This is a genomic window from Thalassospira profundimaris (assembly GCF_003326795.1).
Lineage (GTDB): Bacteria > Pseudomonadota > Alphaproteobacteria > Rhodospirillales > Thalassospiraceae > Thalassospira > Thalassospira profundimaris_C.
The window spans coordinates 142303-154800 of the sequence record NZ_JPWI01000004.1; the positions used below are offsets into that span (position 1 = coordinate 142303).

A 12498-nucleotide genomic window follows, 5' to 3' on the forward strand; every position below is an offset into this window, starting at 1 on the left:
TCCCATCGTGCCTCCGTCCGGTACATTGTACCGGTTTTGATTAATTGTCTTGATTTGTTAATTTCAGGGATACAATCAGAATGTTCTCCTTGACCGAATTGCGTGCGGCTGCCGATTTCGTGCATCAATATGTGGCACCGACACCTACAATTCACTGGCCGTTGCTGGATCGTGGTACGGGATTGTCCCTGTATGTCAAACATGAAAACCATACCCGACTTGGGGCATTCAAGATTCGGGGCGGTCTGACCTTTTGCCGTTATCTCGGCAGTCAGGCCCATAGCAATCGCGGTATCGTGTCGGCAACCCGGGGTAATCACGGACAAAGTCTTGCCCATGCCGCCAGCCGGTTTGGTATGGCAGCAACGATTGTCGTCCCGCACGGAAACTCGGTTGAGAAGAATGCTGCCATGCGGGCATGGGGTGCGGAAGTCATAGAACATGGAGATGATTTTCAGGCCGCGGCTGAATATGCGCAGTCCTATGCCACCCGAGAAGGCGTCGTGATGGTGCCGCCATTCCATGCAGAACTTGTGCGTGGTGTTGCATCCTACGGTCTTGAGTTGTTTGAAGATGTAAAGGGCATTGATCGGGTTTATGTGCCGGTCGGTATGGGGTCGGGCATCTGTTCATTGATTGCCGCGCGCGATGCGCTCGGGATTGATACCGAGATTGTCGGTGTGGTCGCGACCGGCGCGGATGCAGTGCGCCAGTCCTTTATGGCCGGGAAGGTTATTCAGACGTCAGAAGCAAAAACCTTTGCCGATGGTGTTGCCTGTCGCAGTCCGGATCCGAAAGTGATCGAAATCATTAAAAATGGGGCTTCCGACATTGTCGCAGTCGATGACAATCAGATCGCTGATGCCATGCGGCTGTATTTCAGTTGTTGCCATACCCTTGCCGAAGGTGCCGGTGCGCTACCGCTTGCTGCTGCAATTGCAGACCGCGACCGCAATATCGGCAAAAAGGTTGCCCTTATATTGACCGGGGCAAATATCGATCGGGCTGATTTCGCCCGCATCCTTTCAGGAGAGAAAAGATGAACCGCATTTCAAATCGTGCAGCTGTCAGCCCCACTGCGGATGCACGTCATCTCATGTTTGATGACCTTGAAAAGCTTGGCCGCATCCTTGTGGAAACAGGGGATGTCGCCCATGGCTTCATTCAGGGGGCGGATGACATGGATGTAACCTGCCGCGATTTCTCTGCTTTTGACCCCTCGCGCCCCTTATCAGGGCAGGGAAGCGGCACGCTTGATGCGTTGCGGGCAGCCAAGGAAGAAATTCTGCCGCTGCTCGCCGCATCAATCGGACCCCGGTATCTTGGCTTTGTGACGGGGGGCACGACGCCGGCTGCCCTTGCCGGTGACTGGCTGGCTTCGGCGATTGATCAGAATGCAACCGGTCCCGAAGGATCGGTCAATGCCGCTGTCGAAGAGCAAGTCATTAACTGGCTTTGCGACATGGGCGGATTGCCGCATGACCGCTTTGATGGTGTTTTGACGACCGGCGCAACTGTTTCAAATCTGCTTGGGCTGGTTACTGCACGTCAATGGTGTGGTGAACGGATCGGCGTCAATATTGATGCTGATGGCGCATCTGTCTTGCCTGACCTGGCGATCTTTGCAGCAAGTCCCCATGCCAGCATGATCAAGGATCTGTCAATCACCGGGATTGGTCGCAACAGCTTTGTCAAGGTCGCTACACTTCCGGACTCGGAAGAAACTGATATCGTCGATCTGAAGGCAAAGCTTGATGCCAGCGATGCGCGTGGCAAGATTGTGATTGCATCGTCAGGGACGGTGAATGCGACCGATTTCGATAATCTCAACGCCATTGCTGATTTGTGTGCGGCTTATGGCGCTTGGTTGCATGTTGATGCAGCATTTGGCCTTTTTGCTGCTCTTGATGATCGCAGGGCGCATTTTCTGGCCGGGATTGAACGGGCGGACTCAGTCACCTCGGACGGTCACAAATGGTTAAATGTGCCATACGATTGCGGGATTTTCCTGACCCGGCATGTCTCTGTTCTGGAAACGTGTTGTCGGGCGTTCGCGCCATATCTTGACACCAAGGCGGATGGCAATAGCTATATCAATCGCGGGGTGGAAAATTCACGTCGTTTTCGGGCCTTGCCGCTGTGGATGGCGATCAAAGCCTATGGCCGCGATGGCATGGCGGGCATTGTACGTGCCAACTGTGATCAGGCAGCAGATCTGGCTGCGTGGGTGCGCACCCACGAAAAGCTGGAACTGCTGCGCGAGCCAAAGCTTAACGTTACGATGTTCAGAGCCCTTGGTGCTGACGACGATAATCGTGCCTTGCTGGATCGCATTAACGCGACGGGGAAGGTGTTCCTCACGCCAACGGTGTATGGCGGGCATTTTGGATTCCGCGCGGCATTTTCCAACTGGCGTACGCAGGACCATGATCTGGTGATTATCAAGGACGCGATTGAGATGGCTCTGTAAAACGCTTTTCAACGGGGTGCGATCCAGCCTTCAAGAATCAAAGAATTCCTATTCAGGATACCGACATGACGACCCAGACTTTGCCGATATATCAGATTGATGCCTTTACTGATCTTTTGTTTGCAGGAAATCCGGCAGCAGTTGTGCCATTGACCCAATGGTTGCCTGATGACGTGCTGCAAAAAATTGCCATGGAAAACAATTTGTCTGAAACGGCGTTCTTTGTTCCATGCGACAATTCGGAAGAAGCCGATTTTCACATTCGCTGGTTCACGCCAACCGTGGAAGTGCCGCTATGTGGGCATGCGACCCTTGCCAGTGCATTTGTCATCTTCAATCATCTGGGTTTCCAGAGAGATTTGGTGAAGTTGCAAAGCCAAAGCGGTATTTTGACCGCGGGACGGGACGGGGACGCAATTGTTCTGAACTTCCCCAGGCAGCCAATCACTGCACAGGCAATTTCGGACGAGGTTCTGACTGCACTGGGCGGCGTAAAGCCGGTCGAGGCATATGTGGTTTTAAGCAGGGATACAGATATTGTTGCAGTATATGACGATGCCGCAGCTGTGCGTGGCATGAAACCCGACATGTCGGTGCTGGGCAGGCTTGCAGGCCGTGGTGTGATTGTCACAGCCCCCGGGGATAAAACCGGACTTGATATGGTGTCGCGCTTCTTCGTTCCGGCGATAGGGATTAACGAAGATCCGGTCACCGGTTATATGCATTGTGTGGTTGCACCATATTGGGCAGACAGGCTTGGTCAGGCGGAAGTGGTTGGTTATCAGGCATCGGCACGCGGTGGCGTGGTTGTCTGCAAGATTGATGGTGAGCGTGTCCATCTTAAGGGCGAAGCGGTTCTGTATCTCAAGGGTGAAATCGTCATCCCGGCCTGAGGGAAGGGCACTTTTTATCTTCATCGTGACAAACGGGCAGCTTGATCGTTGCCCGTTTTTTTCTTGTGTAACAGGCCCCTGAAATTGCTGTTTTTCAATGAAATGCGTCTACCGATTAATCCGCATTGCGCCTGTCCGATGCCGTTTTTTTATTGACCGGCCTATGGGGCTTTCGTCTAAGTAAAGGCAAAATACGATGAATGCGGACCGGGCACACGGCGTTGAAGCTATGCCTTAAACCGCAAGGATGCTGGTTTTACAGGGGTAGATTTATCGTGATCGAAAGTGTTGTCGCCAGTTCTGCGACGTCGATGCAGATGTGGGTGGTCCTTGCACTCGTTGCGGGGTCGCTGGTTCTGTATGGGCTTGAGCGCATTTCGCTCGAACTGACCAGCATGGCGCTGATTGCAACCCTGTTGCTGTTCTTTGAATTCTTTCCGCTTCTGGATGCAGACGGTCACAACATGATGGGGGCCGATACCATCATGTCGGGCTTTGCCAATCCGGCTTTGCTGACTGTTCTGTCGTTACTTGTTGTCGGGCAGGGCATGGTTCTGACCGGTGGTGTTAGCTATATCGCCGGTTTGATTACTGAACATGGCGGGAAAAACGCGTCCGTTGCAATTTTCATCGGCCTGTTTGTTGTGATGCTGATGTCGGCATTTCTCAACAATACCCCGGTTGTTGTTATCTTTATCCCGATTATTCAAGCTCTTGCAGAGCGTATTGAGCGTTCGCCGAGCGCGTTGATGATCCCGCTATCCTATGCGGCGATCCTTGGCGGGATGACAACCTTGATTGGTTCTTCTACCAACCTTCTGGTGTCGAGTTCGCTGATTGAACTGGGGATGCCGGGGCTTGAGTTCTTCGAATTCACGGCGATTGGCAGTGTGCTTGCGATCAGCGGCTTTATCTATGTCCTGTTTGTCGCTCCAAGACTTTTGCCTGCCCTTGCATCCATGCGCAGCAAGCTCACCAATCCCGATAGCAGTGGCAAACAGTTCATCGCCCAGATCACGGTGGGACCGGCATCACAGATGATCGGAACCCGTCCTGTTGCCGGTTTTTTCAAGAATCTTCCAAACATCACCATTCAGATGATCGTTCGTCGTGAACATGCTGAATTACCGCCATTTGAAAGCGACATGGAAATTCAGGCCGGTGACGTTCTGGTAGTTGCGGCCACGCGCAAGGCATTGACCGAGGCACTTCAAAAAGACCCCGGTCTTTTGCATGCCGATGCTGCGGCGGTTAACAGTGACGGCGAAGAAACCCCGCAAAAGGCAACACAGCTTCTTGCAGAGGTTATGTTGCCGCCGGGCTCGCGTCTGATCGGTTTTAACCTTGAACAGATCGGTTTCCGGTATCAGTACAAATGCCTTGTTCTGGGCATTCAACGTCGTTCGCGCATGATCCGAACACAAATGACCGAAATCCGGCTTGAGGCTGGTGACGTGCTTTTGGTGCAGGGGCGTTCCGAAGATGTTGAAGCACTTCGGACCATTCGCGATGTGGTGCTGCTGGAATGGTCAACGCGTACATTGCCCCGTCCGTTCCATGCCCGTCGTGCGGCGACCATTTTCCTTGGCGTCATTGCGTTGGCGGCAACCGGTGTAGTACCGATTGTGGTTTCGAGCTTCATCGGTGCGGGTTTGATGATCGCATCGGGCGCGCTTAACTTGCGTCAGGCATCGCGTGCAATTGATCGAAAAATTGTGCTTCTGGTTGCTGCTGCACTGGCACTTGGCAATGCCCTGCAACTGACCGGTGGTGCGGAATTCGTTGCCGATCAGCTTTTGACTGCGACGCGCGGGGCGCCAGCACCTGTGATCCTGTCGATGTTCTTCCTGATCGTGGCGGCCTTTACCAACGTTTTGTCAAACAATGCCTGCGCTGTGTTGTTCACGCCGATCGGAATCGGAATGGCGCAGCAGCTTGGCGTACCTCCGCATATCTTTGCGATTGCGGTGGTGATGGCGGCAAACTGTTCGTTTGCATCGCCGGTTGGCTACCAGACCAACCTGCTTGTCATGGGGCCGGGGCACTATCGGTTCGTTGACTTCCTGAAGGCTGGAACGCCGCTGATCATTGTGCTTTGGATTGTTTTTAGCCTGTTTGCGCCCTGGTATTACGATATCCCGTTCTAGGGGCCGCATTGCGCCAAACCATTAGCGACCCTCATACACGGGCCAGCCATGCAAAATTGGCTGGCTTGTTTGTGTCGAAGGCGTTTGACTTTTGCCTTTGTCTCAATAGGATCAGCCCCCTAATTTGATCAGGAATGATCCGCGCGGATTGTTCCAGCTGCTCAGGAATATGCCGATGGCCCAGAATGCCGAGAATACTGCTTTCGCAAAGCCCGCACTTCGTCCAGCAAGCCCGCATTTTTCGTCGGGTCCGTGCAAAAAGCGCCCGGGCTGGTCTGCATCTGCACTCGAAACGGAAATTCTTGGTCGTTCCCATCGTTCCAAACTGGGCAAACAGCGCCTTGAAGAGGTTATCGACCGTTCGCGCGCGATCCTGAATCTGCCGGATGATTATCTTTTGGGTGTGGTTCCGGCGTCTGATACCGGTGCTGTTGAAATGACGCTTTGGTCGATGCTTGGTGCGCGTGGTGTTGATATGCTGGCTTGGGAAAGCTTTGGTGCGACCTGGGTCAGTGACGTTATCAAACAGCTGAAACTCGAAGATGTTCGCACCCTTGAAGCGGATTACGGCAAGTTGCCCGATCTTGGTGCTGTCGATTTTGACCGAGACGTTGTCTTTACCTGGAACGGTACGACGGCAGGCGTGCGTGTGCCCAATGGCGACTGGATTGCTAATGATCGCAAAGGTCTGACGATCTGCGATGCGACCTCGGCGATCTTTGCGATGGAACTGCCATGGGACAAGCTCGACGTTGTAACCTATAGCTGGCAGAAAGTCCTGGGCGGCGAGGGCGGTCACGGTGTGATCATTCTGAGCCCGCGTGCGGTTGCGCGTCTGGAAAGCCATGAGCCTGCATGGCCGATGCCCAAAATCTTCCGCATGACCAAGGGCGGCAAGTTGATTGATGGTATTTTCCGTGGCGAAACCATCAATACACCCTCGATGCTGGTGGTCGAAGATGCGATTGACGCCCTGAAATGGGCCGAAGACATCGGCGGCCTAGAAGGCCTTTTGGCTCGAACCCGGGAAAATCGTGCGCATCTTGATGCCTGGCTGGCGACAAGTGACTGGGCCGCTGATCTTGCAGAAGATCCGGCAACGGCGTCGAACACGTCGATGTGCATCAAGATTGTTGATCCTTGGGCGCTTTCGCTTTCGGCGGATCAGCAGGCTGCATTGCCGAAAAAGATATCGCAGCTTCTTGAAGCGGAAAATGTTGCACTTGATATCAATGGCTATCGCGACGCGCCGGCTGGACTGAGGATTTGGGGCGGCGCGACGGTCGAACCAAGTGATATCAAGGCACTTTTGCCTTGGCTTGACTGGGCGTATTCGGTGGTAAAAGCCGAATTTAACGCTGGCTAACGGATATTTCGTACGTATTATTTGCGTTTTTGGGGTTTTCCCCGTTGCTCTGTCCGGCACAACGCGGTAGTAACCGCTACCGGATAGTGAGCCCTGAGTAAAACTCGGGACGTTATCGAGCCTAATTGAATTTGCGCGCCTCGTCCGGGAAAGCACACAATATGACCGAACTCGCCAGGAAAGCACTTTTGCCCGCCGGCCTCCAGGATGTCCTGCCAGGAACCGCCGCACGGGAAGCCGAAATCCGCGAAAAGCTGATGGCCAGTCTGGCACATGCAGGCTATGACCGGGTCAAGACCCCGCTGGTCGAGTTTGAGGAAAGCCTGCTTGAAGGTGCGGCGCCTGAACTTGCTACCCAGACTTTCCGTCTTATGGATCCTGAATCTAGTCGTATGATGGGTGTGCGTTCCGACATGACCCCGCAGGTCGGTCGAATTGCAGCAACCCGTCTTGGCGATGCACCACGTCCGCTGCGTCTGTCCTATTCGGGCGATGTCTTGCGGATCAAAGGATCTCATCTGCGCCCGGAACGTCAGTTCGCCCAGGTTGGTGCGGAACTGATCGGTGTTTCAAGTGCGGCTGCAGATACCGAGATTGTTCTTCTTGCACTGGAAGCGCTTGAAAGCATCGGTCTTGCAGATGTTTCGGTCGATCTTAATCTTCCGACACTTCCTGTTCGTCTGTTTGATGCATTCGGTGTGTCGCGTGATGATCGCGAAGCCCTGACCGAAGCACTTGAGCGCCGGGATGTTGCTGCTCTTCGTGCGCTTGATGGCAAGGTGACCGACGTTCTTGTCGCCTTGCTCGAAGCAGCCGGTCCGGCAACTACGGCACTGCCAAAGCTTAAAAAACTTGAATTGCCGCTGGGTGCATCCGAAGAGCTGTATCGCCTGATAGATGTGGCAGAGCGCGTGCTGGCATCTGACCTTGATGCTGCTCTTACCATTGATCCTGTCGAAATGGCCGGTTTCCGATATCAGACAGGTGTCAGCTTCACGCTGTTTGCCCGCAATGTGCGCGGCGAGATCGGTCGCGGTGGCCGTTATCGTGCAGGCGGCGCATCTGGCGAGGCCGCAACCGGGATGTCGCTTTATATGGACAGTATTCTGCGCGGTCTTCCTGATGCAGAACCGCTTTCGCGTGTTTATCTGCCGCTTGGTACGCCACAGCGTGAAGCGCGTCAGTTGCGCGCAGAAGGTCATTACACCGTTGCCGCCCTTGAAGGGGCCGCCGAAGCAAAAACAGAAGATGCCGCGCGGATCGAAGCGCGCCGTATGGGCTGTGACTTTATTTACCTTGGCGGCCAGGTCGTGCCGCTCAACGCCTAATCGAACGAAATTTTTATCGCGCAAGGAGTTTTGCGATGACCAATGTTGCCGTGATCGGTTCCCAGTGGGGGGACGAAGGTAAAGGCAAGATCGTCGACTGGCTGTCCGAACGGGCAGACGTCGTTGTGCGTTTTCAGGGTGGTCATAACGCCGGTCATACTTTGGTGATCGACGGTGTTACCTACAAGCTGAGCCTGTTGCCGTCGGGTATTGTTCGCCAGAACAAGCTGTCGGTAATCGGCAACGGTGTTGTTGTTGATCCCTGGGCACTGCTTGCGGAAATTGCGCGCCTGAAAGAGCAGGGCGTCGACATTACCCCGGACAACCTGCGTCTGGCGGAAAATGCCTGCCTGATCCTGCCGCTGCATGGCAACCTTGATCGCGCACGTGAAGCTGCTGCATCGGGTGACAACAAGATCGGCACCACCGGCCGTGGTATCGGTCCGGCATATGAAGACCGTGTTGGTCGTCGTGCAATCCGTGTTGGTGATCTTGCTGATGCTGACCTGCTGGAGGCAAAGGTTGAAAACCTGCTGACCCACCATAATGCGCTTCTGCGTGGTCTTGGTCAGCCGGAAGTCGATGGCGCAGAACTGCTCGCGCAGCTCAAGGAAATTGCACCGAAAATCCTGCCATTCTCTGACACCGTCTGGAAATCGCTGAACCAGTTCAAAGAAGCTGGCAAGCGCATCCTGTTCGAAGGTGCGCAGGGCACGATGCTTGATATCGACCACGGCACGTATCCGTTCGTGACCTCGTCGAACACTGTATCGGGGCAGGCTGCTGCCGGTTCTGGCATGGGCCCGTCGGGGGTCGGTTATGTTCTTGGTATCACCAAGGCCTATACCACCCGCGTTGGCGAAGGTCCGTTCCCGTCCGAACTGTTTGACGCAGATGGCGACCGCCTTGGTGAGCGTGGTCATGAATTCGGTGTTGTTACCGGTCGCAAGCGTCGTTGCGGCTGGTTCGATGCTGCTCTTGTCCGCCAGTCGGTCAAGGTTAACGGTATCACCGGTATTGCACTGACCAAGCTTGACGTTCTTGATGGCTTTGATGAAATCAAGATCTGTACCGGATATGACATTGATGGCAAAATCTATGATCATCTTCCGGCAAACCAGCGTCTGCAGGCAAAAGCAAAGCCGGTTTATGAAACCATTGAAGGCTGGTCTGAAACGACCATGGGTGCGCGCAGCTGGGCCGATCTTCCGGCCGCAGCGATCAAATATGTGCGCCGGGTCGAAGAACTGATCGAAGCGCCGGTTGCGCTGCTTTCAACCAGTCCTGAGCGTGACGACACCATTCTGGTTCACGACCCGTTCAGCGCCTGATTGCCAATTTGTGCTCTGCACTGCAAAGCCACCAGTTCCGACTGGTGGCTTTTTTCGTTTTGTCTGAATGCCTTGGCTGTGAACAGGCCTGCGTGGCAGGTGCATAACAACTTGCCCCTATGCGATATCAGAAGTATCGTTTTATCAACCTTTTAAAGGTAGCGTACTGAAGGACGCGTCAGGAAGACCGTAATTCAGGATATACGCGCCCCTATAAATGATAACTCGTAAAGAAATATCGGGATCATGGTAGAGCAAGCAGAAGACCAGGAACAGGAAGTTTCGGACGGTACTTCACAAGCTCCGGTGATGGATGCACCGGGCGGCGGGACATCTGCGCCCGCTGATCAGGATGACGTCACGGAAGACATTCTGGAGATCTCCACTGGCGGAAAAAGTGTCGAGATCGGAAACTTCAGGATATTCCTTGATCTTCGCATGCCTGAATTCGATATGGGACATTGCAAGGCCTATTCCGCAGATAACCTGCGTCGGGATGAAGGCAGTGCCTTTGCGGTTGTCACCGATCCGGTTTTGCCAACACGTCATGATCACATCCAGTTTCTGACCGGTATGCACATGGCAGGTCAGATTGATCTGATTGACCATGAAATCGCCTACTGGCCGCCGTTCGGGCGCAACACAATGGTTTTGTTCTACGAAAAACCATCTGGTGGTCGTGTTGTTCTTGGCGAAGGCAAAAAGCCAATCATTGACGAACACGATATTTCAACAGTTGTCGTCGAACCGATCATCGGTGTCTTGCAGGCATTTGCAGATAAGGGACTTGCCCATCGTAATATCCGGGCGGGTAACCTGTTTTTTGGTGATCCGTTACGCCAAAAGGTTGTTCTGGGGGACTGTTGTGCGGCTCCTCCAGGTTATTCGCAGCCTTTGGTATATGAAACCACGGCACGCATGAGTGCCGATATTGCCGGGCGTGGTGCTGGCACCCCGGCTGATGATCTTTATGCGCTTGGTGTGACACTGGCGGAGCTTGGCATTGGCCACAGACCGCTGAGCAAGCTGAGCGATCAGGAAATTATGGATCTCAAGCTTTCAAAGGGATCGTTCCAAGCGATTGCCTCTCAGGAAAGGTTGCCTCTTATCCTGATTGAGCCGGTGCGTGGGTTGCTGTGTGATGACGCAGAAGAGCGTTGGGGCTTCAACGAGCTTAATGCATGGCTTGACGGGCGACGTACCAAGCCGGTTCAGTCCAATACCGAAAAGCGTGCGGCGCGTTCACAAAACCTTTCAGGCCGGGATTACTATACCGTTCGTGCCCTTGCACAAGGCATGGCAAAAAACTGGGTCAGTGCGCTGGCACCATTGCGTGAAGGTACAATTGAAATCTGGCTAAGGCGTGGTCTTGGAGACAATGACCGTGCAAAGGCACTGGCCGATGCGATGCGCCAGTTGCAATGGGCCGGTGCCGACAAACGTTCTGCCGAGGATGTTCTCGTCGCACGTGCCATTTTGATCATGGATCATGAAGGGCCGGTCCGGTTCAAGGGATTTTCGGCCATGATTGACGGGGTCGGCTACATGCTGTCCTATGATGTTCAGCATGGTCGCGGACCACAACGTTTTGCTGATGTGATTGTTCGCGATATTCCGTCCTACTGGTTCGGTCGACAGGAAGGCTATAGCTCGGAAGTTCAGAAGCTCCAGCAGCTCTATAAGAACCTGCGCTACTACATTCAGCAACAAAGTGCCGGTTACGGGTATGAGCGTTGCCTTTACACGCTGGTACGCAATCAGCATTGTCTGAGCCCGTTGATCGAACAGGATTATGTTGTCGAGATTTCGCAACTTCTACCTGCTTTGGAAAAGGCCGCAGAAAATGCGTCCGAGGATACCTGGCCGGTTGATCGTCACATTGCTGCTTTTATCGCAACGCGCCTTGAAGATGATATTGAAGGTCAGTTGATGGCAATGCAAAACCCGTCTGACGAGGTGGAGTATAGCCGGGCAATTATCAGCATGCTGGCGATTGTTCAGTGGCGTCACGGACCAGACAACCTGCAAAACCTGTCGCACTGGGTTGCACGTTTGATGGAACCGGCCATCAAGGTCTTCCATAGCAAGGCGCGCCGTGAACGGGTTGAAACCGAAATCCCGAAACTGGCAAAGCGCGGTAATCTCGTTGAACTTTACAATCTGATCAATGACGAGCAGGAGCGCCGCAAGGATCAGTCCGAGTTTGTCGAGGCCGTTGCCGAATATTCCGAGGCGGAAAGCGAGGTCTTTGATCTCGAATCGTCTGGCCCGGCACGCCTGGAGCTCGCCGAAAAAGTCGGGCAACAGGCAGCAGCCTTTGCTTCGACCATGATTGCGTTGCTGACGGTATCAGCGCTGTTTCTGATCCATATCTTTTAGGGGGCCGACATGGCAAGAGGTAGAAGCCCTAAAAAGGGGCGCAGCGCATTTTCCGGATTGTCGGTTGTTGCCTCGGCAGTGCTGTTATTTATCGTCGCACTCCCGACCTTTATCACCCTGGTTGTCGGGTTGTTGCCATCGATGGTTGCTTTCATTTTTGATCGCAGCCCGGGACGGACAATGGCACGCTGTGTCTTTGGTCTGAATTTTTCGGGTGTTGCACCCTATATCCTTGAGCTCTGGCTTGTCCCTGCCCAAACCGTTGGTGGTGCAACCCAGCAAATCTTTCAGCCATTGGCCCTGTCAATTATGTATGGCGCCGCCGGGCTCGGCTGGCTGCTGTATTTGGCAATGCCGCCAATTGTTGCGAATGTACTGAACCTCTCAGCCCAGCGTCGGGTAGGGGAGCTGCGTAAAAAACAGCGCACTCTGATCAAGACATGGGGGGACAGTTTGATTAAGGAAGTGGATCGATCCGGCAACTGATCCCACTACTTTCTGTCTCAAAAATTCCTGAACAGAACAAAAGAACGGCGGACTTTATGTCCGCCGTAGTTTGTTGCAAGGGGGGAAATATAAGCAGA

General features: G+C 53.9%; 9 protein-coding genes. All 9 read left to right on the forward strand.

Annotated features, from left to right (window positions below):
- Positions 1–80 precede the first annotated feature (80 nt).
- Positions 81–1043, forward strand: coding sequence for a threonine dehydratase (locus TH30_RS08515; protein WP_114097649.1), 963 nt, complete (start codon positions 81–83; stop codon positions 1041–1043).
- The gene (locus TH30_RS08520; RefSeq protein WP_114097650.1) at positions 1040–2470 is read left to right on the forward strand and encodes a pyridoxal phosphate-dependent decarboxylase family protein; all 1431 of its coding nucleotides are present in this window, start codon (positions 1040–1042) and stop codon (positions 2468–2470) included. Before TH30_RS08515 ends, TH30_RS08520 begins: the two co-directional genes overlap by 4 nt.
- A gap of 65 nt (positions 2471–2535) precedes the next feature.
- On the forward strand, positions 2536–3363 hold the full coding sequence (locus TH30_RS08525; protein WP_114097651.1) for a PhzF family phenazine biosynthesis protein: 828 nt from the start codon (positions 2536–2538) through the stop codon (positions 3361–3363).
- Between the two features lie 275 nt (positions 3364–3638).
- Positions 3639–5510, forward strand: a complete 1872-nt coding sequence (locus tag TH30_RS08530) for an SLC13 family permease (RefSeq protein ID WP_114097652.1) — start codon at positions 3639–3641, stop codon at positions 5508–5510.
- Positions 5511–5685: 175 nt separating this feature from the next.
- Positions 5686–6876 (forward strand): phosphoserine transaminase, encoded by a 1191-nt coding sequence (locus tag TH30_RS08535; protein WP_114097781.1) that lies wholly within the window; start codon positions 5686–5688, stop codon positions 6874–6876.
- A 161-nt stretch (positions 6877–7037) separates the two neighbouring features.
- Positions 7038–8204 (forward strand): ATP phosphoribosyltransferase regulatory subunit, encoded by a 1167-nt coding sequence (locus TH30_RS08540; RefSeq protein WP_114097653.1) that lies wholly within the window; start codon positions 7038–7040, stop codon positions 8202–8204.
- Between the two features lie 35 nt (positions 8205–8239).
- On the forward strand, positions 8240–9535 hold the full coding sequence (locus TH30_RS08545; protein ID WP_114097654.1) for an adenylosuccinate synthase: 1296 nt from the start codon (positions 8240–8242) through the stop codon (positions 9533–9535).
- 246 nt (positions 9536–9781) lie between these two features.
- Positions 9782–11914, forward strand: coding sequence for a serine/threonine-protein kinase (locus TH30_RS08550; RefSeq protein ID WP_114097655.1), 2133 nt, complete (start codon positions 9782–9784; stop codon positions 11912–11914).
- 9 nt (positions 11915–11923) lie between these two features.
- Positions 11924–12400, forward strand: a complete 477-nt coding sequence (locus tag TH30_RS08555; RefSeq protein WP_114097656.1) for a hypothetical protein — start codon at positions 11924–11926, stop codon at positions 12398–12400.
- Positions 12401–12498 lie beyond the last annotated feature (98 nt).